The sequence below is a fragment of the Streptomyces lydicus genome (genome assembly GCF_001729485.1).
Taxonomy (GTDB): Bacteria; Actinomycetota; Actinomycetes; order Streptomycetales; family Streptomycetaceae; genus Streptomyces; species Streptomyces lydicus_D.
Window position 1 is genome coordinate 3,769,478 of sequence record NZ_CP017157.1, and the last position, 22,895, is coordinate 3,792,372.

The following is a 22,895-nucleotide window of genomic DNA, read 5'->3' on the forward strand; positions in this document are numbered from 1 at the left end:
CGCCCTGCGGGCTCGCCGCCCGCTCGGTCGGGCGTTGTCAGTGGGTGCCCCTACAGTGTCGGCATGGTTCCTGAGACGCCGCCGGAGAACTCCCCGCCGCAGCTGCTTCAGCAGTGGATCGGGGACGTTCCGTATCAGCTTCTGCTCCTGGAGAAGGTGCTCCTCCCCGAGGCTTTCCTCTTCGACTACTCCGCCAGGTCGCTGGACGCTCTGGAGGCGTGCCTGCTGGAGGGGTGTGAGGAGGGCGCCGGCCGACCGGGCGAGGAGCAAGCCGAGTGGGTGGAGGGCGCGACGGCCTACCTCGGCGAGGTCCTGCTCGGGATCGCCGGGGGCGGCTGGGGCTGGAACACCCGGCCCGTCGACGGTCTTCCGGGGCAGCCCGTCGTCTCGCCGGACCCGGAGCTGGCACTCTCACCCGTCGCGCCGCGGCTGCTGATCGCGCACGCCCTCCGCGTCCGCACCGGCACGGCGTTCGCCGAGGAGGTCGCGCGGCTGCGGCAGGCCGTGGCGGCGCGGCAGTGCGAGGTGCCGGGGTGGAAGCCGGCCAAGGAGCACACCCCGCACGTGGACCCCGAGGCGCCGCTGCCGGAGGACCCGGTCCTGACGGCGTGGCTGGCCGAGCGGGAGGAGGCGCTGTCTCCCTGGGCCGAGGACGCCTTCGAGGGGGCGTGGCGGTGGAACTTCCACCCCGACACGCTGGACTGGCTGGAGGTCGTCGTGCGGCGGCGGTTCGGCACGGTGGAGGAGTTCGACGCCGCGCGGGACGAGCCGTTCGTGCAGGGCGCCTGCTGGTACCTGGGCGAGGTCGTCCGGCGGAACAAGGGCGCGGTGTGGCAGTACGTCCCGTACGACCCCGACGCCGAACCCGGGGCCCCGGGCTCGCGGGAGAGCGTCTGGACCGGGGTGCCGTTCGTCGATCAGCCGGACAAACGGGTCGGGGGCGCGGCGATACCTCTGGGGTGCCTGCGCGCGCTGCTCCTCGACGCGGAGCGGGCGGACGGGGAGCGGGCCGGCGACCGGCTGCGGGACGTGCTGGTCTGGTTCAGGGCGTCCTCGTACGCACACGTGGGGGCGCTTCTGACGCGGATGGGCATGGTGTCGCGGGAGAAGGCCGCCGGCGTCCTCGCCGAGTACGCGGCCTTCGCGCACCAGGAGCTGCCACCCCATGAAGTGCCCGACGCGCTCGAAGCGTTCGGCGTGGCGATATCGGCCCACGGGGACGATGTCGACGACCTGGAGGGAAGCTACGCGGACATCCTGGAGAGGGCCGAGGCGCTCACCGACGGAGCGGTCACCGTCACCGATGTCCGGCTGCGCCCGGACGAGGAGCACGGCGAGGTGCTGGAGTTCGCCCGCAACGGCGTCGTGGTGACCCAGACCACCGACCACCAGTCGGACGACTACCTCGACCACTTGGCGATCATGGAGTTCATCGGCCACGTCGATCCTGACCCCGGCGACGACCCGCGCCGCTTCCACCTGGTCCAGTTCGTGCGCCTCATGGAAACCAACTTCGAGACCTACTTCGTCTTCGCCACGCCCGAACAGGCGACCGTGCTGGAGAAGGAACTCGGCCTGGCGATGCGCTGAGCACGGCCCGGCGGGAGAGTCCGGCACGCCGCCGGCGCACGCGCATCGCGGGAAGCGTCCGGCTCCGGACTACCGTGTCGCCATGGTGCGCGCCGGCAGTCCCCAGGCCGATCGTCCGGGCCGGCCCACGGCTACGGGCCGCCGGTCCCTGGCCCCGCTGCTCGCGGTCTGTGCGGGCTACTTCATGGTCATCCTGGACGTGACCGTCATCAACGTTGCCGTTCCGGTGGTGGGGCGGGAGCTGTCGGCCTCACTCACCGGCATCCAGTGGATCACGGACGGCTACACCCTGGTCTTCGCCGGCCTGCTGCTCACCGGCGGCGCGCTGGGGGACCGGCTGGGCAACCGCCGGATCTTCTGCACCGGGGTGGTGGTCTTCACCGTCGCCTCGGCGGCCTGCGGCCTGGCCGGGAACGCCGGGTTCCTGGTCGCCGCCCGGCTGTTGGAAGGACTCGGCGCGGCGTTGATCGTGCCCGGCTCCCTCGCACTCCTCCAACAGTCCTATCCCTCACCCGCCGAGCGGGCCCGGGCCTTCGGCCTGTGGGGTTCCATGGCGGGCATCGCCGCCTCCGCCGGCCCCCTCCTGGGCGGCCTGCTGGTCACCACCGTGGGCTGGCGCTGGGTGTTCTTCATCAATCTGCCCGTCGGCTGCGCCTGCCTGCTGCTGACGCTGCGTCGGGTGGCCGCTTCGGCCCGGCGGCCGGACCGAGCGGTGGACTGGCCGGCCCAGTGCGCGCTGATCGTGACGGTGGCCCTGCTGACCGCCGTGCTCAACGAGGCCGGACGGCGCGGCTGGACGGACCCCCTGATCCTCGTCGGCGCCGGCCTGTGCCTGCTGACGGCCGCCGGGTTCGTCCTGCGCGAGCGCCTGGCCCGCGCGCCCGTGCTGCCCCTGCGACTGCTGCGCTCCCGCCCGATGAGCGGGGGAGCGGCCATCGGCCTGCTGTTCAACTTCGCCTTCTACGGCATGATCTTCACCGCCAGCCTCTCCTTCCAGCACCACCGCGGGCTGACCGCGCTGCGCACCGGACTCGCGCTCTTCCCGGCGGTGGCCATGACGATGTTCGCCTCCGTCCTGTCCGGGCGGCTGGCGCGCCGTACGGGCCACCGCCCGCTCGTGGTCACCGGCATGCTCCTGGGCGCGGTGGGACTGGCCGGCTGGGCCGCCGCCGGGCCGAACCCGGACTACCTGCTGCTCGTGGCGCCCATGATGGCGGCCGGCTTCGGCACCTCCTTCGCCCTCACCGGCACCACCGCGACCGTCATGACGGCCGCCCCGGACACCTACTCCGGCACCGCGTCCGCGCTGTTCAACACCACCCGCCAGGTCGGCAGTGCCGCGGGCGTCGCGCTGGGTGGCTCCCTGCTGGCCGCCGCGGGCGGCTTCACCACCGGGCTCCGGATCAGCATGGCCATCGGCGCCGCGGCGTACCTGACGGCCGCCGCCCTCGCGCTCTTCTGCATCCCCCGAGGGCACCCCGTCGCGTCGCCGACGTTGCGACCTGACGAGGCATCAGATCGAGGCTGAGCGGTCACCAACCCCCGGCGACCCCGGCCGCCCGCGGAGCGTGGCGGGCCCGATGTACCGCCCGTGCCGCCTTACGCTCCGCACCTCGAATACGTTCCGTAGCGGCTGGTGACAACGCCCCGGAGCGGGCCGCAGCGGGATGCGGGTGCGCCCCGGGGGCAAGTAACGCACGATGGATGGAAGCGGGCCCACCCAGGTGCCCCACAAGGTGACCCACATACCCGAATTGCTGGGGATTTCCGATGACGGAGCTTCCAGGAATTGCCTCTTCTGCGGTGACGACGTTGCGGATGGCGATGGTCGTGGCGCTCGTCGGCGTCAGCGCACTGTTCGGTGTCGTCCAGCCCACCGGCACCGCCTCCGCGGCATCGACCGCGTCGGGCGCCCCGGCCCACGCGGCCGCCGCCCCGCATCCGGCAGCGGCGGTACAGCCGCAGTCGCAGCCCCAGCCGGCGGACGTGGTCGCCTCCTACTTCGTGGCCCTCAACGAGAACCAATTCGAAGCGGCCTGGGCACTGGGCGGGAAGAACATCAGCGGCCTGCCGTACGAGAGCTTCGAGGCGTCCTACTTCGGCACCGACCACGTCGTCCTCTCCATGGTCCCGGTGACCGGCAACCAGGTCACGCTGACCCTCGCGGTGACGGAGAGCAACGGATCCCACCACCGCGAGGCCGGTACGTACACCGTCCAGGACGGAGTGATCGTCTCCGCCCGGGTCCACCGCATCTGACGGGGCGAGGGCGGTCAGCGCCCGCGGTCGTAGCAGGTGTACGAGCTGCCCGGATCCCGGCGTTCGACGGCACCGGCGAGCGGATGCACGGGGCCGGAGTGCCCGGCTGCCGGTACGCGAGGCCGGTCAGTTGACGCCGCTCGTTCGTGAGCGCGCCGAGGCGCGGATCGGGCCGGTGGTCCCCGGTCGGGATGCGCGGTTCCAATACTTGACGGGTTCTGTCAAGTATTGCCTGCAGAGTGCTCCTCATCGGCCCGGCACACCGCGTGGGCCCGTACGAGAGGTGCTTCCCATGAACGCAATCGACTCCCGTCCCCAGTTCCTCGGCGCCCTGGAGCAGTTGGAGAAGCTGGTGCGCGGCCTCGACCCGGCACTCCTCGACCACCCCACCCCCTGCGACGCGTACGACCTGAGGGGGCTGCTCGGCCACACCATCGGCGCGATCCACCGCATCGCCTACATCGGCGAGGGCGGTCGCGGCCTGGACCTCCCCGCGGCGGCCGGGCGGATCGCCGACACCGACTGGGGCGGCGCTGCCGGCCGGGCCTGCGCCCGCGCGGCCGCGGCCTGGGCGGACGACGACAAGCTCGACCGGGAATTCGAGGTGCCGTGGGGCGTGGTCACGGGCCGGCTCGCCCTGAGCGGCTATCTGATGGAGATCGTCACCCACACCTGGGACATCGCCCAGGTCATCGCCCCCGAGACGCAGCTGGACGAGGACCTGGCCCGCACGGCCTTCACCCTCGCCCAGAAGATCCTGCCGGCCGAGCCGCGCGGCGGCGAGGTCCCCTTCGCCGAGGTCCACCCGGTCCCGGACGACGCCGACATCCACCGCCGTCTGGCCGCCTGGCTCGGCCGCGCCGTCTGACCTGCCGGGCCGCCACCGAACGAAGCGAGACCTTGATGACCGACACCACATCCTTCGAGGCAGGGGCGTTCGCCGCCCGGGCCGAAACCGCCGCGGAGTCCCGGCCGGCCACCGAGCGGGCACCTGCCCGGAGCGCGACCGGGGCGGCCACCGCACCGGCGCCCGCCCACTCGCGCACCCTTCGGCTGGCGGCCCGGCCCCCCTTCTCCTTCTCCGCCTCCCTCGCCTTCCTCCACGCGTTCCCCGCCATGACGGGACAGCAGGGCACGGCGCACGACACCCTGACGCTGGCCCTGCGGGAGAACGGCACGACCCTGGGCGCCCGCGTGACGGCGGCCCCCGACGCACCGGCCGTCGACTGCGTCCTCACCGCCGCTTCGCCCCTCGGCGACGCCACCGCCGAGGCTGCCGCGGACCGGCTCTCCTGTCACCTCGGCCTCACCGACGACCTCACCGAGTTCTACCGCCTGGCCCGCCTCGACCGGCCGTTCTCCCGCGTCGTGGAGCGCCTCCACGGCTACCACCAGGTCCTGTTCCCCTCGCCGCGGGAGCTGCTGTGCTGGGCGATCCTCTGCCAGCGCGTCCCCCTGCCGGTGGCCAGGAAGATGAAACAGGCCCTCGTCGAAGCGGCCGGCAACCGCATCACCGTCGACGGCGAACCCCGCTGGGCCTTCCCCGACGCCGAACAACTCGCCGGCTTCGACGCACCCACCCTCCAGCGCCTCATCGGGAACCAGCGCAAGGCCGGCTACCTCCACCGCGCGATCCGCCAGTGGCTCGACCTGGACGAGTCCTTCCTGCGCACCGGCCCGTACGACGAGGTCCGCGACCAGCTCCTGCGCCTCGCCGGCATCGGCCCCTGGTCGGCTTCCTTCCTCCTCATCCGGGGCCTCGGCCGCACCGAACACCTCACCCCCGACAAGGAAATGATCCGCGCCGCCCAACGCGTCTACGGCTACGACTTCGATGACGCCGCCTTTGCCGCCCGCACCGCCCATTACGGCCGCCACCAGGGCTACTGGGGCCACTACCTGAGGGTCGGCAGCTGAGGAAAGCGACGGCCGGCAGCGGAATCCGCACCCGGTGTCCCACGGCAGTCACGCCGAGGAGGAACACATGCAGATCGACCTTTCCGGCCGGACGGCTCTCGTCACCGGCTCCACGCAGGGCATCGGCTTCGCCATCGCCGCCGGGCTGGCGCGCGCCGGCGCGCGGGTAGCGGTGAACGGCCGCGGCCGGGAGTCCGTGGACGCCGCCCTCGCCGAACTCCGGCAGCAGACGGGCAGGGACGCCTTCCTCGCCGCCGCCGGCGACCTCTCCACGGACGACGGCACCCGGCGGGTCGTCGCGGCCGCTCCGGACCTTGACATCCTCATCAACAACCTGGGCATCTTCGGTGCCACGCCTCCCCTGGACATCACCGATGAGGAGTGGCGCCGCTACTTCGAGGTGAACGTCCTCACCGCGGTCAAGATGATCCGCGCCCACCTGCCCCGCATGAAGGAGCGCTCCTGGGGCCGGATCGTGAACCTCGCCAGCGACTCGGCCGTGGTCATCCCCGTCGAAATGATCCACTACGGCATGTCCAAGACCGCACTGCTGAGCGTCACCCGCGGCTTCGCCAAGGAGGCCGCGGGCAGCGGAGTGACCGTCAACTCCCTGATCGCCGGGCCCACTCGCACCGGCGGCGTGGAGGACTTCGTTCGCGAACTGGTCGGCCCCGACCTTCCCTGGGAGGAGGCACAGCGGCAGTTCATGCTCCGGCACCGCCCGCAGTCCCTGCTCCAGCGGCTGATCGAACCGGAGGAGATCGCCAACATGGCCGTCTACTTGAGCTCCCCGTTGGCCTCGGCCACCACGGGCGGCGCCGTGCGCGTGGACGGCGGATACGTCGACTCGATTCTTCCGTAGGGGCTCCCGCGGCGCGGCTAGGCGCGGTCTGGCGGGCCCGATATAGACCGTGACAAGTAAGAAAATCGGAAAATGCTTGGTAGGGTCCGGGTCCAGCGACTCGCGCGAAGGAATCCGCATGACCACGCCCGCCTCTCCCGAGGGCTCCTCGACCACGGGTAGACAGCCGCAGGACCACAATCCGTGGGCCCCGCCCCCCTCTTCCTCTTCCTCAGCGGGTGAGGTGCGGCCTCTGCCGTACCCGGTGCCGACCGGGCAGCCCCGTAACGGCATGGGCATCACGGCACTGGTGCTCGGCCTGGTCGGCCTCGTCCTCGGGCTGTTCATCATCCTCTTCTGGATCTCCTGGTTGCCGGCCCTGCTGGCCATCGTCTTCGGCTCGATCGGAGTGAGCCAGGCGCGCAAGGGCCTGACCACCAACAAGCCCATGGCGGTCACCGGTCTCGTCATGGGCATCGTCGGTCTGCTGATTTCCGTCGGCAGCGCGGTTTTCGCCGTGGTGGCGGTCAAGCACGTCGTCGACGAGGCCCGCGCGAAGGTCAAGGAGTCCAAGGAGGAGCGGAAGTCGGCGGCGGCCGAGGAGAAGGCCCGGCACCTGTCCTTCGGAGAGACGTACACCTTCGGCAACGGACTGAAGGTCACGGTGGCCGAGCCGGCGCCGTTCACTCCTGACGCCTTCGCCCACGGACACGCCAAGGGCAACAAGGCCGTGCAGGTCACGGTCACCGTGGTCAACACCGGTAAGGAACGGGTCTCCGTCCCGACCGGGCTGCCGGACGTCAACGACGCCGACGGGGCCTCGGCCGAGCTGGTGATCGACGGCAGCGGTCGGCAGAAGGTCATCACCGGATACGTCCTGCCCGGCAGGACGGCCGTCGGCAAGTACGCCTTCTCGCTGCCGCCCGCTGCCGCCGACCGGATCGAGGTCGAGTTCAGCCCTGACGCGATGCGGTGGGACGACGCCTACTGGAGCGGCCCCACCCACTGAGTGCCGTCCGCCTGACGCCCGTTGACGCGGGCCCGGTTCCGCGTCCGGCAACCGCGCGCCGTCATGGCTTCGGTTCCCCGTCGTCCGGATCGCGGGCGGCGGAAGCGAGGCGCTCGGCGAGCGCGGCAACGAGGTGGCGCAGTTCGTCGGGGCGCTCGATGACGAACGGCCGGTCGATCGAGGCGAGCACCGGGGGCAGCCAGTCGAGCCGCTCTGCCCGAATGTCGACGCGCAGCCAGCGCTCGGACGACCGGTCCTCGCCCGCTGCCGGCTCGTACTCCGTCAGGCGCGCGACACCGGCGGGGAGGTGGGCGCGGATCTGCTCAACCGTCCCGTGGATCCGCACGGTCACCTCATGCCGGTACGCGGCCGTCGCGAACCCCGTCAGCACGCGTTGCGCCGGATCGGGGCCCACGGGCGCCTCGAAGGAGCCGGGCAGGGTCCTCGCGTCAGTGATGCGATCGAGCCGGAAGGTCCGGTCCGCACCGATTCCGGGGTCCGTGCCCGTGACGTACCACCGGCCCGAGTGGGCGACGATTCCGTAGGCGTGGAGCGTGCGTTCGCTGCGCCGGCCGCCGCCGTCGACGTATCTGAGCGAGACCGGCCGGCAGTGGCGCACCGCGTCGGCGAGGGTGAGCAGGACCCCGGCGTCCGGGGCGGCGGACTCACCGGGCTGATCCGTGAAGGCGAGGGACTCCAGGAGCGTGTCGAGCCGGTGAGCGAGGTGCTTGGGCAACACCCGCCGGATCTTGGCCGCTGCCGTCTCGCCCGCCGTGCGCTCCGCCGTCGTCAGTCCGGTTCGGCGGCCGGCGGCCAGGCCGAGCAGTACGGCCAGGGCCTCGTCGTCGCTGAGCATGAGGGGAGGCAGGCGGTACCCGGGGGCGAGTCGGTACCCGCCGTACCGGCCGCGCACCGACTCCACGGGTACGTCGAGGTCGATCAGCTGGTCCACGTACCGACGCACGGTGCGCCCGTCGACGCCGAGCCGGTCGGCGAGTTCGGCCACGGTCCGGGTGCCGCCGGACTGAAGCAACTCCAGGAGTGTCAGCACGCGGCCGGTGGGTCGGGACATGTCCGCAGCTTACTGCGAATACAGGACCGATTCTGTCCACTATTTCTCCTAGTCTGCGAAGCCCAGTCACTCCAGCAGCCAAGGAGAGCACCATGGACTTCGTTTCGATCCGCATCATCACCGGTGACGTCGCGCGCCTCGTCGCGTTCTACGAGCGCGCCACCGGGGTGCAGGCGACGTGGGCCACCGAGGACTTCGCCGAACTCAGGACGCCGCATGCCACCCTGGCGGTCGCGTCCACCCGCACTGTCCCGCTGTTCGCTCCGGGCTCCGCCCACCCGGCGGACAACCGCAGCGTGATCACCGAGTTCCTCGTCGACGACGTGGACCACGTGCACCAGAACCTGTCCGACTTCGTCACCGACTTCGTCACCGAGCCCACCACGATGCCCTGGGGCAACCGGTCGCTGCTGTTCCGCGACCCCGACGGCAACCTCGTCAACTTCTTCACCCCCGTCTCCCCGGAGGCCAAGGAGAAGTTCGCACGGTGAGGTGCGGTCAACTCCCTTGCCTCCGGGCGGCCGGAGCCCGTGGCTACGCGGCGGGCGGCGGGTCAGGACGGCGGTTCCGGGTGATCGCGAGAATGGCCATGTCATCCGCGTGCGTCCCCTGGGTCCAGCGGCCGACGTCCTTGGTAAGGGCGTCCACCAGCGCCTCGGGCTCCGTGAAATGCCGGCGCATGCGCCGGGAGAGCACCGGGTCGTAGAACGTACCCCCCTTGTCCCGCGCCTCGGTGACCCCGTCGGTGACCAGCAGCAGCGAGGCCCCCGGCGGGAGCCGCACCACGTCGACAGGTGCGGGGTCGACCGCGCAGAGATCACCCAGCCCCACCCCGAGGGGCAGTTGCGGGGCGGTCGGGTCGAGCCGTACGAGAGCCCCGCCGTGCACCAGGTACGGGGGCGGATGGCCGCGGTTCACCAGGCTCAGCTCCGCGCCGTCGGGGGCCACCTCGGCCAGCACCGCGGTGGTGAAGCCCTCACTGGAGGTCACCGGGCCGCTCCGGGCCGCGGCCCTGGCCAGCGCCTCGTCCATCCGCTGGGCCAGCGTGACCAAGCTGGGGGCGTACTCGGCCTCCTGGCGGAACGCGCCGATCGCGACCGATACCGCGGCGACCGCCGCGATGCCTTTGCCCCGCACATCGCCGACGATCAGCCGCACCCCGAACGGCGTGTCCTGCACCGCGTAGAAATCCCCGCCGATCCGCGCCTCGGCCTGCGCCGCCGTGTACCCGGCGGCCACCGCCAGCGGCCCGGCCTCCCGCGGCGGGGTCGGGAGCACCGCCCGCTGGACCGCCTCCGCGACGTCCCTGGCCAGCGCCAGATCGCGGCCCTGCCGCACGATGAGCCGGTTGACCCCGAGAGCCAGCACGCCGATCAGGCCGACCACTGCCAGATCGACCAGCAACGGCGTCGCCGGACGTCCCCGCTCGATGTCCACCGCCACCGAGATCACGCAGGTGACCACCACCACGGCGAGCGCGGAGCGAAAGGAGAGCGTCGCGCCCGCGACGAGCGGCGCGGCGGCCAGCAGCGGGAGCCCCGTGTACGGCTGCGGAGCGAGCACGTCCAGCAGGACGCCGATCACGAGAGCCAGTGCCGTGAGCAGCCACGGCACCTTCGTCGGCGTGGGTTGCAGGTCGTTCACGTGCATCTCCTGCTGCCGGGCCGCCCTCGCGAACCGGAAGGAGCGGAGCCTTCACACAGCGTGCACTAACCATCATATGGGTACTTTACGGTCACTTCAGAGGCGCCGTCGGGCCACCGCGTCCCGCCGCCGGTCCGAAGGCGAACCGGCGGCGTGGGCACTCACTTTCCGCTCGAATTCCCGCGCGGACCCCTCCCTGGGCCGCTCCGCGTCGAATCATGGGAGACCACATCGCAGTCCGGAGGTGTCCATGCCCGTCGCAGCCCGCGGCGACCGCTCCCCAGTGCCGCGTTCCGGGGCCCTGGAAGACCTGCTCGACCGTGTTTCACGCGGTGACCAGCAGGCGTTCGACAGTCTCTACACGGCGGTCGCCGGTACGGTGCTGGGCCTGGTCCGGCGGGTGGTGCGGGACCCGGCGCAGTCCGAGGAGGTCGCGCAGGAAGTGCTCATCGAGGTGTGGCGGTCCGCCGCCCGCTTCGACGCGCGCCGGGGCAGTGCGATGGCCTGGATCATGACGCTGGCCCACCGGCGCGCGGTGGACCGGGTGCGGACCGCGCAGGCCGCCGCCGTCCGTGACCACAAGGCCGGCCTGGGCTCCTACACACCGCCCTTCGACGAGGTCAGCGAGCAGGTCGAGCGGCGCCTGGAGCGCGAGCAGGTCCGCCGCTGCCTGCACCAACTCACCGAACTGCAACGGGAGTCGGTGACCCTCGCCTACTACCGCGGCTACACCTGCAAGGAGACCGCCGACCTGCTGGGGACGGCGCTGGGCACCGTCAAGACGCGATTGCGGGACGGCCTGATCCGGCTTCGCGACTGCCTGGGGGTGTCGGCATGAACACGGTCGACCCGCACACCCTGACCGGCGCCTACGCCCTGGGGGCGCTGCCCGAGCACGAGGCGGCGCGGTTCGCCCGCCACCTGGCCCGGTGCCCGGCGTGCGACCTGGAGGTACGAGAGCTGCAGGAGACCGCGGCCCGGCTCGCGCTGGCGGTGGCCGAGGTGCCCCCGGCCGGTCTGCGCACCCGGGTGCTGGCGGCGCTGCCCGACGTCCGGCAGCTGCCGCCGGCACCGCACCGGGCCACCGTGATTCCGCTGCGCCCCCGGCCGCGGCGGAATAACGGTGGCTTGCCGTACCTCGCGGCCGTCGCCTGCCTCGTGGTCGCCGTGGCGGCCGGCGGCCTGGCCGCCCGCGCCCAGCACGAGGCCGACCGGCAGCGCGACCGCAGCACCCGCGCGGAACAGCAGGCAGCCGTGCTCAACGCGCTGATGGCCGCCCCGGACGCCACCTTCCGCACCACGGCGCTCAAGGGCGGCGGCAGCGGCACCGTCGTCGCCTCCGAACAGCAGGGCCGTACCGCCTTCGTCTACCACGGCCTGCCGGCACTGCCCGACGGACGGGTCTACCAGCTCTGGTACAGCCGCGCGGGCAGCATGCTGCCCGCCGGACTCGTCGGGACGGGACGGGCCGGCGGCGCGATGCTGCTGACCGGCACACCGCGGGGCGCCGACGGGGTCGGCGTGACCGCCGAACCCCGCGGCGGCTCCAGCCGCCCGACGAGCCCGCCGCTGGCACTGGTCCCGCTGTAGCCACCGGTGCCGGCGTGCCCGGTCGGGGAGTCAGCGGTCCGCGGACTCCCCGACCGGAGGAGCCGCGCTGCGGGCCGCCAGGTCGAGGGCCGCGACGGCCGCGCGGTCGACCTTGCCGTTGGTGTTGAGCGGCAGTTCGGCGAGGTGGGTGAAGGAACCCGGGATCATGTACACGGGCACCAGGCCGCGCAGGAACGTGGTGAGTTCGGCGGCGGTGGTGGCGTCTCCTGAGTAGTACGCGACCAGGACGGAGTCCTCGCCGGTCTCCCGGACCAGGGCGACGGCATCGCGCACGGCGGGGTGGCGGGCCAGAGCCGCGTCGACGTCGCCGAGCTCGATGCGCTGGCCCCGGACCTTGACCTGGTGGTCGAGGCGACTGAGGAAGACCAGGGCGCCGTCCTCGACCTGCACCCGGTCGCCGGTCCGGTACCAGTGCTCCGGCGTCAGGGGCGCGGTTCCGTCGTGTATCACGGCACGCTCGCCCGGGCGCCACGCCAGGAACCGGCCGATGTCGTCGCCGGGCTCCAGATAGCCGTCGAAGCGCTGGCTGCCGCGCAGGCACAGCTCACCCGTGGTCGCGGGCTCGCCCGACTCGTCGAGGACCACATGCTCCAGATGGTCCGGCACCCGGCCGATCGGCAGCGTCCCGTTGGAACCGGCCGGGCGCAGCGAGGTGCCGCTGCCCAGTTCGTGTGCCGTGGAGACGATCGCGACCTCGGTCGGGCCGTACAGGTTCCACAGCCGCGCGCCGGGCGCGGCCGCCGCCCACTGCTGGGCCTGCTCGCTGAGCAGGCGTTCGCCGCCGAACATCACCCCCACCATCGTGGGCATCGAGTCCGGCGTCAGCGCGCCCGTCCGGGCCGCGACGCTGCCGACCGACGGCACACAGAACCACCGCGTGATCCGCTGGGCGCCGACGAACGCCGACGGCCGCACCACGTCGTTCGGCCGCGGCACCACCAGCGCCGCACCGACCGACCACGTCGTGAAGAGCTCCAGCACGGCGACGTCGAAGGACAGCTCGACGTTCTGCGACAGCCGGTCCTCCGGCCCGAAACCGTGTTCCTCCACCAGCCACCGCAGGGTCGGCAGGACGTTGGCGTGCCGGATCGGAACCCCGCGCGGCCGGCCCGTCGAACCGGAGGTGTAGAGGACGTACGCGATGTCCCGCGCCGACGTGGGGACGGCGGCGGGGCGGTCGTCGCCGGGGGCGGCCGTGCGGAGCCGCGCCAGTTCGGCGTCGGTGAGGGCGAGCACCGGGGGCAGCCGGACGCCGTCCGCCGCCGCCTGCGCGGTGAGGCGCTCGGCCGGCCGCGCGGAGTCCTCGTCGGTGACGACGACGTCCAGGTCCGTGGTGGCCGCGATGGCCAGGATCCGCGAGGCCGGGAAGGACGGGTTCAGCGGCACGACGGCGGCACCGGCGCGCAGGGCCGCCAGATACCCGGCGTAGGCGGTCAGCGTCCGGGAGGCCAGCAGCCCGACCTTCGCGGGCCGCCGCGTGCCGTGCTCCGCGGCCACGGCGGTCAGCCGCTCGGCCAGGCGGGCGGTCAGCCGGTCCAGTTCGCCGTAGGTGAGGACATCGCCCCGGACCTCCAGCGCGATCCGCTCCGGGTGCCGCGCGGCGCTCGCGGCGAAGAGCCCGAAGAGGGTGGTGGGGGCCGGGGGCGGCGTCGTGGGGGAGGAGGGGGCGGAGGTCATGACAGGTCCTGTTCGGTCGGCCGGCATGCCGGTGGGCAGGGGGCGTCCCCGGGCCGGGGACCGGGTCGCGCGGCGGCGCTCACACCAGCGCCTCAACGGTCCGCCACACCTCGGCCCAGCGGTCCGTCAGATACATGTGGCCGCCGGGGAACTCCACCGCCGAGAAGGGCCCGGAGGTGAACGCCGACCAGTCCCGCCACTCGGCGGCGGGCGCCAGATGGTCCGCGTCGCCGCGGAGCGCGGTGAGCGGTACCGGCAGCGGGGTGTGGGCAGTTGGCGCGTAGTCGGCCAGCAGGCCCACGTCGGCGCGCATCGCCGGGAGCAGCAGCGCCCGGGCCGTCGGATCGGCGAACACCTCGATCTCCCGGCCCGCGATGGCGGCGGCCTGGGCGGCCGCCACCTCGTCGTCGGCGTCGAGCGGCTCGGCCTGGCGGTGGCGGGGGCTGGTCGAACCGCTGACGACGAGCCGGACCGGCAGCGGGCCGCCGGTGGCGACGAGGTGCCGGACGGCCTCGTAGGCCAGGATCGCCCCGAAGCTGTGCCCGAAGACGACGAACGGCTCCTTGCCCGCGGCCGCGCTGATCCGCCCGGCGGTACCGGCGGCGGCCTCGGCCATCGTCCGGTAGAACGGTGCGTTGAACTCCTCCTCCCGCCCCGGCACCTGGACGGGCACGGCGCGCAGCACCTCGGACTCCCGCCGGAACCAGGGCCGGTAGACCCCGGCCCCCGCGCCGGCGTAGGGCAGGCAGAACAGCGTCGTGGTCATGCGGGACCTTCCGGGTCGATGAGGTGCGGCGGGCCGGACTCGGGCGCCAGCAGGCCGAGTTGGGTACGGAAGCCGAGCATCAGGTCGGCGAGGCGGGGCGCCCAGGACCCGGTCAGCGGAGCCTGGAAGACGCACTTCAGGGTCCCGTCGGGCAGTTCGCACATCTGGAGCTGGATCTCGGCGACCGCCCCCACCGGCGGCACCGGCACGGTGTGCATCCGCACCGGGCCCGCCGGATGCTCGACCCGCCGCCAGCTCTCGAACGCGAACACCGCCTGGTAGACCGGCATCCGGCGGCCCGCCACGGTCCGGGCGGCCCGCACGATCTCGTCGCAGGGCAGCGCGGACCCCAGGATGGTGTCCCGCACCGCCGCCCACACCCGCTCGACCGCGCCGGGCGAGAACAGCTCCGGCATCCGGACCGGCAACGTGTTGATGAGGCAGCCGAGTTCGTCCTCCTGCCCGGCGGCACGGGCGACCACCGGGGTGCCGACGCAGAAGTCCGCGCCACCGGTGAGTCCGGCCAGCGCCCTGCCGTACGCGGCCAGCAGCACCACGAACGGGGAGCAGGCGCTGCGCCGGGCCGCGGCGCACACCGCCTGCCAGACACCCGGCGGGCAGGTGTCCCGCCGCTCCGCGACACCGGCCTGGGCCAGGGCGCGCTGACTCGGTGCCGGCCCGCCGTCCGGGACGGGCAGGTCGGCCGCGCCCGCCAGCACGGTGCGCCAGTGCGCGGTGAGTTCGGCACGCTGCGCCGGCGCGGGGCCGCCGGGCGCCGGCCGCTCCCGTACCGGCAGGTCCGGCGCCCGGCCGCCGGCGGCCAACCCGTAGGCGCGGGCCAGATCGGTGGCGAACACCTCCTGCGACAGGCCGTCGAAGGCGATGTGGTGGACGGCGAGGAAGACCGTGGCGCCCTCCGCGTCGGGGGCGACCCCGGCCCGGTGCACCCGGCCCGCGGCGAGGTCGAAGGTGTCCGCGCCGAGCAGCGCGGCGGCCGCCTCCGCGAAGCCGGTGCCGGCGGCCAGCCGCAGCGGCGGCTCGGCCACCGGCTCCGCGAGGACGGTGCGCACCACCTGCCCGTCCTCGATGACGAAGGCGGTGCGCAGCGCCTCGTGCCGGCGGGCCACGGCGGACAGTGCCGCGTCGAGCACGGACAGGTCGACCGGGCCGTCGGCACGGACCTCGGCGAGCACCCGATTGGCGCCGCTCGCCGGGGCGATCTGCTCACCGAGCCAGAACTGCCGCTCCGGCGCGGAGGCGGGCTGCACCCGCAGCGCCGTCTCAGTCACGGGCCAGCTCCTTGTCCGCGCCCTCCGCACCGTCGCCGCCGGCGGCCTCGGGCGGGGTCAGGTCGTCCATCTCCCGCAGCGCGCGGTTGCGCAGCGAGACCAGGACCAGCACGACGTAGGTCGCGCCGAAGGCGAGCAGGGTCCAGCGCAGCCCGATGCCGTGGATCGCCCAGCCGGCCACCAGGATGCCGACCGGGGCGGCGCTCATCGCGACCGCCGAGGTGAGTGCGAAGACCCGCCCGAACAGGGCCTGCGGCACCTTGTTGAGCATCACGGTGGACAGCACCGGGTTGAGCGGCCCGGCGGCCAGCCCCAGCAGGAACGAGACGGCGATGGACAGCACCGCGCCCGGCTGCCCGCCGAGCGCCAGCCGCAGTGCGCCGATGACCAGGAAGCAGCCCAGCAGCGTCCAGCGGCGGCTGGTGAGCACCCGCTTGCTGACGGGGCCGTACAGGAACGTGCCGGCGACGGCGCCGCATCCGGAGGCGGCCACCAGCCAGCCGAGGTACTGGCCGCCGCCCAGCACCTGGTCGGAGTAGACCGGCAGGATGACCGGGGTGAAGGCGTCGTCGAGGAAGTTGGTGACGAACACGAACGAGGTCATCGCGCCGATCACCGGGAGCTGCTTGACGAGCCGGAGCCCCTCGGTGAGCTGCCGGACGAAGCCCTGCCGCTCGGCGGCCGGAGCGACCGGTCCGCGCGGTACGGCGACCCCGACCAGCAGCGCGGACAGCAGGAACGTCGCGGAGTCCACGTACATGCCGACCACCGGCCCGGACACGGCCGCGAGCAGACCGCCGAGCGGCGCCCCGACCAGCAGGCCCAGCCGCGGCGCGCCCTGCATCCAGGAGTTGGCGCTCTCCAGCCGCACCCCGGCCCCGTCGGCGAGCGCCTTGAGCAGGCTCTGCCGGGCCGCGCCGGTCGGTGTGGAGCCCAGGCTGCGCACGAAGAGCAGCCCCATCAGCACCGGGAGGGCGAGCCCCACCGTGTCGTTGAGCAGCGGGATCAGCCCGATGACGGTACCCGCGAGCAGATCGCAGAGCACGCTCATCCGCTTGCCGCCGATGCGGTCGATCCAGACCCCGCCGACGGCGCCCGCGAAGATCAGCGGCAGCGTGTTGGCGAAGCCCGCCAGGCCCGTGGAGACGGAACTGCCGGTGACCCCGAGCACGTACAACGGAATGGTCACCACCGTCACGGCATTGCCGAACGACGACAGGTAGTGGGCCAGCAGCAGGACCACCAGCGGCCGGCGTTCCGGCACCGCGGCGCCGGGCCCGGGGGGCGAGGTCATCGGTTCTCCTGTTCCGCACCTTGGGTGCTGGCGAAGAGCTGTTCCAGGTACTCCTCCGAGACGCCCGCCCGGCCAGGGACCGCGGAGTCCGGGATGCCGGCCGGCGTCAGCGGATTGCCGCGGGCCAGCAGCAGGTCGGTCAGGCCGGCCGGGGTGGTGTGCCCGGTGACGTCCCGGGCACCGGCCGGGAAGCCCCGGGCCGTCAGCAGCCGGGCGAGCCGTACGGCCAGCAGCGGGGTGCCGCCACCGGCGGCGAACGTGTCGTCCGGGGCGGCGGAGGGGACGGCCAGCGCCTCGCACCAGGCGGCGCGCACCTGCTCGGCGGCGTGCCGGGCCGGGCTGCCGAGCGGGGTGTCGGGGGAAGTGGCGAAGACCTCGACCAGCTGGAGCAGCCGCCGGGCGAGCCGGTCGATGGTCTCCGGCTCGAACAGCGCGGTCCGGTACTCGAACCGCCCGTAGACGAGGTCGCCCAGGTGCCACCAGGCGACCGTCGCGTCCATCGAGGAGATGCCCTCGGGCACCGCGTTGGCGTAGACCGTGGCACCGGGCACCGAGTAGGACACCGTCTCGGCGAGGTCCAGGTGGACGAGCATGGTCCGCAGCAGCGGATAGCTGTGCACCGACCGTTCGGGGGCGACGGCCCGGACGATCTCACCGAACGGCGTCTCGTGGTGCTCCGCGACGGCGGCACCGGCGGCCTGGGTGGCGGCCATGAAGTCGTACGGGGTGGGCTCCTCGGGCAGCCGGATGCGCAGCGGCACGTTGGTGAGCAGGAAACCCACCAGGTCCTGGACGGCCGGCTCGCTGCGGGTCACGCTCGGCACCCCGAGGAGGATGTCCCGCGCGCCGCTCTCCTCGTACAGCAGCGCCGCGTAGACGGCGGCCATCGCGTTGGCGACGGTGCTGCGGGCCTCCTTGGCGCGGGCGATGAAGGCGGCGGCCGTCTTCTGGTCCAGGACGAAGTTGTACTGCCGCCCGGTGCGGTCCTCGGACTCGGGGGAGTGGTCGTACGGCAGCAGCGGCCGGTCCGGGACGTCGGACAGGTACGTGCGCCAGAACGCCCGGTGCCGCTCGCCGTGCTCACTCTCGAAGTACTCCCGCTGCCACTGCGCGTAGTCGCCGAACTGCACCGGAAGGTCGGGCAGTTGAGGCTCCCGGCCCTCCCGGACGGCGCAGTACGTCTCCAGCAGCTCGCTGTTGAGCCGTACGTACGACCACTGGTCGGTGAAGGAGTGCGGCATGGTCTGCACGATCTGGTGGTCACCGCCGCCCAGGTCCGCCACCCCGATCCGCAGCACCGGGTCCCGGGCCAGGTCGAACGGGCGCCGGACCTGCTGCCGGATGAACTCCGCCCGGCGCCGCTCCCGTTCGCCGTCCGGCCCGTCGGACCGGTCGGTGAAGGTGAGGTCGGCGCCCCGCTCCGGGTGCAGCCGCAGCACCGGCCGTGCGCCGTCCGTCTCGATGGCCGAGCGCAGCAGCTCGTGCCGGCCGACCACGACGGCCACCGCCTCGCTGAAGGCGTGCCGGTCGAACTCGCCGAGGAAGCGCAGCCCGAACCCCAGGGTGTAGGTGGTGGTGCCGGGGTACAGCTGGTCCAGGATCCACAGCCGTTCCTGGTCCATGCCCACGGGGAAGGTGTCGCGCGGCCCGGGGCGGGGCCGCAGCGGCCGCTTGCCGGAACGCTGCTGGGACAGCCGGGCCAGCAGCGCGGCCCGCTTCTCCGGGGCGAGGCCGGCCAGCCGGGCCGCGAGCGCCGACTCCGCCGCGCTCATCGGGCAGCCTCCGCGGGTATGCAGGCGAACAGGGCGGGCAGCGCCGCCAGCACGTCGTCGGTGGGCAGCCCGAAGTCCACCAGGAACCCCACCTCGTCGGCGCCCGCCTCGCGCAGCAGCCCGAGCACCCCCGCGGCCTTGTCGGGCGTGCCGAGGAGCGAGGGGCCCTGGAGGAAGTTGAGGTAGGCGCTCTCCAGGAGCACCGCCTCCTCCTCGCCGGACGCGGCCGTCTGACTGCGGTAGGCGCGCAGGTAACCGTGCATGGCCGGACGCAGGTAGTCCTCCAGGTCGGGCCGGTCGCTGACGTGGGCGTGCACCATCACCACCACGTCGCCGTCCCCGGCGTGGCCGGCCTCCCGCCATGCCGCGCGGTAGCCGGCGATGTTCTCCCGCAGCACCGGCAGCGTCTGGCCCAGCAGCGCGGTCATCACGCCGTAACCGGCCCGTCCGGCGGCGGCGAAGGTCTCCCCGTGGCCCGCCGAGGTGAGCCAGACCGGGAGGTCCGGCCGCACCGGCCGGGGGCCGGTGCGGACCGCGGCGGTGCCCCCGGCGGTGGTCGGATGGCTCACCGCCTCGCCCCGCCAGTGCGCCCGCACCTGCTCGATGATCCGCAGGGTGTCCGCGCGCCGGTCGGCGTAGTCGGTACGGGCCAGCACGAAGTCGTCGGGATGCCATCCGCTGGCGAACGAGATCCCGCTCCGGCCGCCGGACAGGTTGTCGACCACCGACCAGTCCTCGGCGATCCGCGCCGGGTGGTGCAGCGGCGCGGCGACGCTGCCGGCGCGGATCCGGAGGTGCTCGGTGCGCACGGCGACCGCGGCGGCCAGCACCGCCGGGTTCGGCGAGTGCCCACCGAAGTCCACGAAGTGCCGCTCCGGGAGCCATACGGCGTGCAGGCCGGCCGCGTCGGCCCGCGCCGCCGCGTCGAGGACGAAGCGGTAGTACTCCTGAGGGGAGACCGTGTCCGCGCTGGCGAAGAAGTACAGGCTCTGCCGGGCGGGGGCGCCCGGGGATCCGTCGGCGGCCGCCGGCCCGGTCCGGGCCGCGCGGCGGCGCATCTCCTGGCCGAGGACGCGCCGTTGTTCGGGCGTGAGGGCGGCCAGTCGCTGGGAGAGGTCGTTCACGGGGTCCCTTCGATCTCGTCGAGCAGCCGCAGGAGTTCGGCGTCGTCCCGCGCGCCGGCGAGCTCCTCGGCGCGGCTGATGAAGGCACCGAGGTCGGAGTGCTCGTAGAGGTCCCCGAGCGCGACGCCGAGCAGCAGTGTGTCGTTGACGACCGTGAGGAGCTGGGCGGCCTGCAGCGACGTACCGCCGAGGGTGAAGAAGTTGTCGGACGGCTGCAGCGGCTCGCCGCCGAACGCCTCCTGCCAGATGGCGGTGATCGCGACGGCGAGGTCGCCGGCCGGCTCCTCCGCGGCGTCCGCGGGCGCCGCCGGCGCGGGCTGCGGCACCGGCTCGTGGGCCGGGGCGGCGGCAGCGGCGGGCCGTTCGTGGGGCAGGGCCCCCGGCGTCGCCTCGATCCAGTGCCGGGTGGCCGCGAACGGGTAACGCGGCAGCGGGACGGGCGAGGTGACGTGGGGCACGTCGAACTCCACCGGGCAGCCGGCCGCCCAGAGTCGCGCCAGCGCGTCCTCGTGAGCCAGTGCCTCGTCCGCACCGGAGCGCCCGAGCAGCTCGATGATCGTCGGCGGGTGTGCCAGGCCCAGCAGGCGGGCGGTGTGCCGTACGGGATTGGTCAGCGCGCGGCCGCCGTGGATGCCGACGACCGCGGCGGGGCGGCCCGCCAGCAGGGTGCGGATCCCGTCGGCCAGCCGCACGGTTCCGCGCAACTGCCCTGCCCAGTAGGCGGGGTCGGTGGCCTGCTCGGCGGTCAGCTCCGCGCCGGTGCGGTTCGAGATGACGGTCAGCCGGGGTGCGGACAGCGGCAGGGTCGCGAGGAACTCCCCGAAGCCGGCGGCGGCCTCGTCCATCGCGCGGGAGTGGAAGGCGTGCGCGGTCTCCAGCCGTTGCGCGGAGAGCCCGCGCCCGGCGCAGCGCCGCTCCAGCTCGGCGACCGTGTCCGGGTCGCCGCCGAGCACCGTCGTGTCGGGGCCGTTGACGCCGCACACGTCGGCGGGCAGCCCCGCGGCGAGGTCGCGGGCGGCGTCCTCGTCCAGTGGGACGGCCAGCATTGCCCCGGCCGGGGCCCGGCTCATCAGCGCTCCGCGCCGTACGACGGCTGCGGCCGCGTCCTCCACGCCGAACACTCCGGCGTACGCGGCCGCGGTCAGCTCGCCGACGCTGTGGCCGAGCAGCGCGCGCGGCCGGACGCCCCGGCGCTCCAGCCGCCACAGGTGCGCCAGGCCCACCACGAACAGCAGCGGCTGCATCACGGAGGTGTCCAGCAGCCGCGGGTCGTCGCCCTCCCAGGTCTCGAAGCCGCGCAGATCGGGGCCGCCGGCCCGCAGCACGGCGGCGGACAGCCGGGCGAGGTCCTCGCCGAAGCGGGGGTCCTCGGCGGCCGACGCCCCGGTGCCCGCCAGGCGGGTGCCCTGCCCGGGCAGCATCACGGCCACCGGGGCATCGGCCACCGCCGCCGGCGCGTCGGCTCCCTTCGCCGTCTCCAGCAGCCACTGCCGCAGCTGTTCGCGGGCGGCGGCCGGGTCGGTGGGCAGCGCGACGGCGGACCGGCGGGCGAGCCGGCGCCGGCCGTGCCACAGGGTGCCGAGCACTCCGGGGAGGGCGCTGCGCGCGCCGGGGCCGTCGAGCCAGTCGGCCAGGTCCTTGGCCTTGTCGCGCAGCGCCTGCGGGGTCGCGGCGGAGAGCGCCGCCACCCGCGGCCGGTCGTCCGGTGCCGCGGCGGGTTCCGGGACGGGGTCGGCCGGGGCGAGGATCACGTGCGCGTTGGTGCCGCCGAAGCCGAACGAACTGACCGCGGCCCGGCGCGGGACCTCGGCGCTCCAGGTCGCGGGCTTCCGCGGCAGGAAGAACCGGGCCGCGCCGAGATCCGCGTCCGGGCCGTCGCCCGGCTGGCCGGCGACCGGCAGGAGCGTGTCGTGCTGGAGCGCCAGCACCGTCTTGATCAGGCCGAGCACCCCGGCCGCGCTGTCGGTGTGGCCGATGTTCGGCTTCACCGTGCCGATCGCGCAGCGCGGAGCGGCTGTGCCGGTGCCGTAGACCTCGGCCAGCGCCGCCAGTTCGACCTGGTCGCCGAGGACGGTTCCGGTGCCGTGCGCCTCGATGTAGCCGATGTCCGCGGGGGAGAGCCCGGATACCTCCAGGGCCTCGCGGAGCACGTCGGCCTGGCCCCGCGGGCTGGGCGCGGTCATGCCCATCCGGTCGGCGCCGTCGTTGTTGACCGCGCTGCCGACGATGTGCGCCCGGGCGCGGCCGGCGCCGTCGGCGAGGTCGGCCGACCGGCGCAGCACCACGATGCCGGCGCCGCTCGACGGCACCGTCCCCCGGCTGCCCTGGGTGAAGCTGCGGCAGCGGCCGTCGGGCGCGTAGATGCCGCCCTCGGGCCCCTCGTGCTCGGGCCGCTCGACCGGGAAGACGGTGATCCCGCCCGCGAGCGCCACGTCGCATTCGTAGGTGAGCAGGCTGCGCACGGCCTGGTGGACGGCGACCAGGGAGGTGGAGCAGGCCGTCTGCACCGTCATGCTCGGGCCGGTGAAGCCGAGCCGGTAGGAGAGCGCGGTGGCGAGGAAGTCACGGGAGTTGCCGAGCATGATCTGCTCGGTCCCGTGGGCCCGTACGGTCCGCTGGTCGGGCAGCACGTTGCGGTGCAGGTAGATGTCGGGACCACCGCCGACGAAGACGCCGACCCGGTCGCCGGCGCGCTGGGTGTCCAGGCAGGCGTCCTCCATGGCCTCCCAGACCAGCTCGGCGATCACCCGGTGCTGAGGGTCCGTCAGCGCCGCGTGGGCGGGCGCCATCCCGAACAGTTCGGCGTCGAACTCGGCGAAGCGGTCGATCTGCCCGCTGAGCAGGCTGCCGTTGGCGGTCCGTTCCCCCCGGGCCGCCGGCAGCGAGACCTCGCCCCCGGCGAGACGGGCGAGGAAGGTCTCCGGATCCGATGCGCCCGGGGCCCGCAGGGCAAGCCCCACCACGGCCACGGCATTGTCCAGCTCTGTCATGCCGGTTCTCCTTCCATTGCGTACGGCCTGCTCGGCTGCG

General features: G+C 73.7%; 19 protein-coding genes. 10 read left to right on the plus strand and 9 right to left on the minus strand.

The window, feature by feature from the left end:
• Positions 1 to 63: 63 nt before the first annotated feature.
• From SL103_RS36010 to SL103_RS16430, 7 genes are all read left to right on the plus strand, one after another.
• Positions 64 to 1,590 carry a hypothetical protein gene (locus tag SL103_RS36010; protein ID WP_079145778.1) on the plus strand — a complete coding sequence of 509 codons (1,527 nt, stop codon included), beginning with the start codon at positions 64 to 66 and terminating at the stop codon, positions 1,588 to 1,590.
• An 82-nt stretch (positions 1,591 to 1,672) separates the two neighbouring features.
• A complete protein-coding gene (locus tag SL103_RS16405) occupies positions 1,673 to 3,118 on the plus strand; it encodes an MFS transporter (protein ID WP_208869888.1) in 1,446 nt (481 codons plus the stop codon).
• A gap of 242 nt (positions 3,119 to 3,360) precedes the next feature.
• Positions 3,361 to 3,849 (plus strand): hypothetical protein, encoded by a 489-nt coding sequence (locus SL103_RS16410; protein WP_164492813.1) that lies wholly within the window; start codon positions 3,361 to 3,363, stop codon positions 3,847 to 3,849.
• A gap of 292 nt (positions 3,850 to 4,141) precedes the next feature.
• A complete protein-coding gene (locus SL103_RS16415; protein ID WP_069569775.1) occupies positions 4,142 to 4,717 on the plus strand; it encodes a TIGR03086 family metal-binding protein in 576 nt (191 codons plus the stop codon).
• 35 nt (positions 4,718 to 4,752) lie between these two features.
• The gene (locus SL103_RS16420; protein WP_107424551.1) at positions 4,753 to 5,766 is read left to right on the plus strand and encodes a DNA-3-methyladenine glycosylase family protein; all 1,014 of its coding nucleotides are present in this window, start codon (positions 4,753 to 4,755) and stop codon (positions 5,764 to 5,766) included.
• Between the two features lie 67 nt (positions 5,767 to 5,833).
• Entirely contained in the window at positions 5,834 to 6,628 is a 795-nt protein-coding gene (locus SL103_RS16425) for an SDR family NAD(P)-dependent oxidoreductase (protein WP_069573797.1), read from the plus strand.
• A gap of 271 nt (positions 6,629 to 6,899) precedes the next feature.
• Entirely contained in the window at positions 6,900 to 7,616 is a 717-nt protein-coding gene (locus SL103_RS16430; RefSeq protein WP_244303923.1) for a DUF4190 domain-containing protein, read from the plus strand.
• Between the two features lie 61 nt (positions 7,617 to 7,677).
• On the opposite strand, the gene SL103_RS16435 is transcribed toward SL103_RS16430, so the two are convergent.
• A complete protein-coding gene (locus SL103_RS16435) occupies positions 7,678 to 8,688 on the minus strand; it encodes a helix-turn-helix transcriptional regulator (RefSeq protein ID WP_069569777.1) in 1,011 nt (336 codons plus the stop codon).
• A gap of 92 nt (positions 8,689 to 8,780) precedes the next feature.
• Between SL103_RS16435 and SL103_RS16440 the strand changes: the two genes are divergently transcribed.
• A complete protein-coding gene (locus SL103_RS16440; RefSeq protein ID WP_069569778.1) occupies positions 8,781 to 9,179 on the plus strand; it encodes a VOC family protein in 399 nt (132 codons plus the stop codon).
• 43 nt (positions 9,180 to 9,222) lie between these two features.
• On the opposite strand, the gene SL103_RS16445 is transcribed toward SL103_RS16440, so the two are convergent.
• Positions 9,223 to 10,338 carry a PP2C family protein-serine/threonine phosphatase gene (locus SL103_RS16445; RefSeq protein WP_069569779.1) on the minus strand — a complete coding sequence of 372 codons (1,116 nt, stop codon included), beginning with the start codon at positions 10,336 to 10,338 and terminating at the stop codon, positions 9,223 to 9,225.
• A gap of 244 nt (positions 10,339 to 10,582) precedes the next feature.
• Between SL103_RS16445 and sigK the strand changes: the two genes are divergently transcribed.
• The gene (gene sigK, locus SL103_RS16450) at positions 10,583 to 11,170 is read left to right on the plus strand and encodes an ECF RNA polymerase sigma factor SigK (protein ID WP_069569780.1); all 588 of its coding nucleotides are present in this window, start codon (positions 10,583 to 10,585) and stop codon (positions 11,168 to 11,170) included.
• Entirely contained in the window at positions 11,167 to 11,922 is a 756-nt protein-coding gene (locus SL103_RS16455; RefSeq protein ID WP_069569781.1) for an anti-sigma factor, read from the plus strand. The genes sigK and SL103_RS16455 overlap by 4 nt, the downstream gene beginning before the upstream one ends.
• A gap of 30 nt (positions 11,923 to 11,952) precedes the next feature.
• Here SL103_RS16455 and SL103_RS16460 read toward each other — a convergent pair whose 3' ends face one another.
• The 7 genes from SL103_RS16460 to SL103_RS16490 form a co-directional block, all read right to left on the minus strand.
• Positions 11,953 to 13,620 carry an amino acid adenylation domain-containing protein gene (locus tag SL103_RS16460; protein WP_069569782.1) on the minus strand — a complete coding sequence of 556 codons (1,668 nt, stop codon included), beginning with the start codon at positions 13,618 to 13,620 and terminating at the stop codon, positions 11,953 to 11,955.
• A gap of 79 nt (positions 13,621 to 13,699) precedes the next feature.
• Positions 13,700 to 14,386 carry a thioesterase II family protein gene (locus SL103_RS16465; RefSeq protein WP_069569783.1) on the minus strand — a complete coding sequence of 229 codons (687 nt, stop codon included), beginning with the start codon at positions 14,384 to 14,386 and terminating at the stop codon, positions 13,700 to 13,702.
• Entirely contained in the window at positions 14,383 to 15,675 is a 1,293-nt protein-coding gene (locus SL103_RS16470) for a condensation domain-containing protein (protein ID WP_069569784.1), read from the minus strand. Before SL103_RS16470 ends, SL103_RS16465 begins: the two co-directional genes overlap by 4 nt.
• Entirely contained in the window at positions 15,668 to 16,969 is a 1,302-nt protein-coding gene (locus SL103_RS16475) for an MFS transporter (protein WP_069569785.1), read from the minus strand. Before SL103_RS16475 ends, SL103_RS16470 begins: the two co-directional genes overlap by 8 nt.
• Positions 16,966 to 18,741 carry a condensation domain-containing protein gene (locus tag SL103_RS16480; RefSeq protein WP_069569786.1) on the minus strand — a complete coding sequence of 592 codons (1,776 nt, stop codon included), beginning with the start codon at positions 18,739 to 18,741 and terminating at the stop codon, positions 16,966 to 16,968. Before SL103_RS16480 ends, SL103_RS16475 begins: the two co-directional genes overlap by 4 nt.
• Positions 18,738 to 19,865: a MupA/Atu3671 family FMN-dependent luciferase-like monooxygenase gene (locus SL103_RS16485; protein WP_069569787.1), complete on the minus strand. Its 1,128-nt coding sequence runs from the start codon at positions 19,863 to 19,865 to the stop codon at positions 18,738 to 18,740. The genes SL103_RS16480 and SL103_RS16485 overlap by 4 nt, the downstream gene beginning before the upstream one ends.
• Positions 19,862 to 22,855: a type I polyketide synthase gene (locus SL103_RS16490; protein WP_069569788.1), complete on the minus strand. Its 2,994-nt coding sequence runs from the start codon at positions 22,853 to 22,855 to the stop codon at positions 19,862 to 19,864. Before SL103_RS16490 ends, SL103_RS16485 begins: the two co-directional genes overlap by 4 nt.
• Positions 22,856 to 22,895 lie beyond the last annotated feature (40 nt).

What these genes read in the sequence shown, in the direction of transcription:
- SL103_RS16405 (WP_208869888.1), top strand. Translation starts at nt 1,673, where the DNA reads ATGGTGCGCGCCGGCAGTCCCCAGGCCGATCGTCCGGGCCGGCCCACG.
- SL103_RS36010 (WP_079145778.1), top strand. Translation starts at nt 64, where the DNA reads ATGGTTCCTGAGACGCCGCCGGAGAACTCCCCGCCGCAGCTGCTTCAG.
- SL103_RS16425 (WP_069573797.1), top strand. Translation starts at nt 5,834, where the DNA reads ATGCAGATCGACCTTTCCGGCCGGACGGCTCTCGTCACCGGCTCCACG.
- SL103_RS16455 (WP_069569781.1), top strand. Translation starts at nt 11,167, where the DNA reads ATGAACACGGTCGACCCGCACACCCTGACCGGCGCCTACGCCCTGGGG.
- SL103_RS16415 (WP_069569775.1), top strand. Translation starts at nt 4,142, where the DNA reads ATGAACGCAATCGACTCCCGTCCCCAGTTCCTCGGCGCCCTGGAGCAG.
- SL103_RS16435 (WP_069569777.1), bottom strand. Translation starts at nt 8,688, where the DNA reads ATGTCCCGACCCACCGGCCGCGTGCTGACACTCCTGGAGTTGCTTCAG.
- SL103_RS16420 (WP_107424551.1), top strand. Translation starts at nt 4,753, where the DNA reads ATGACCGACACCACATCCTTCGAGGCAGGGGCGTTCGCCGCCCGGGCC.
- SL103_RS16490 (WP_069569788.1), bottom strand. Translation starts at nt 22,855, where the DNA reads ATGACAGAGCTGGACAATGCCGTGGCCGTGGTGGGGCTTGCCCTGCGG.
- SL103_RS16480 (WP_069569786.1), bottom strand. Translation starts at nt 18,741, where the DNA reads ATGAGCGCGGCGGAGTCGGCGCTCGCGGCCCGGCTGGCCGGCCTCGCC.
- SL103_RS16430 (WP_244303923.1), top strand. Translation starts at nt 6,900, where the DNA reads ATGGGCATCACGGCACTGGTGCTCGGCCTGGTCGGCCTCGTCCTCGGG.
- SL103_RS16460 (WP_069569782.1), bottom strand. Translation starts at nt 13,620, where the DNA reads ATGACCTCCGCCCCCTCCTCCCCCACGACGCCGCCCCCGGCCCCCACC.
- SL103_RS16410 (WP_164492813.1), top strand. Translation starts at nt 3,361, where the DNA reads ATGACGGAGCTTCCAGGAATTGCCTCTTCTGCGGTGACGACGTTGCGG.
- SL103_RS16445 (WP_069569779.1), bottom strand. Translation starts at nt 10,338, where the DNA reads ATGCACGTGAACGACCTGCAACCCACGCCGACGAAGGTGCCGTGGCTG.
- SL103_RS16440 (WP_069569778.1), top strand. Translation starts at nt 8,781, where the DNA reads ATGGACTTCGTTTCGATCCGCATCATCACCGGTGACGTCGCGCGCCTC.
- SL103_RS16475 (WP_069569785.1), bottom strand. Translation starts at nt 16,969, where the DNA reads ATGACCTCGCCCCCCGGGCCCGGCGCCGCGGTGCCGGAACGCCGGCCG.
- SL103_RS16465 (WP_069569783.1), bottom strand. Translation starts at nt 14,386, where the DNA reads ATGACCACGACGCTGTTCTGCCTGCCCTACGCCGGCGCGGGGGCCGGG.
- sigK (WP_069569780.1), top strand. Translation starts at nt 10,583, where the DNA reads ATGCCCGTCGCAGCCCGCGGCGACCGCTCCCCAGTGCCGCGTTCCGGG.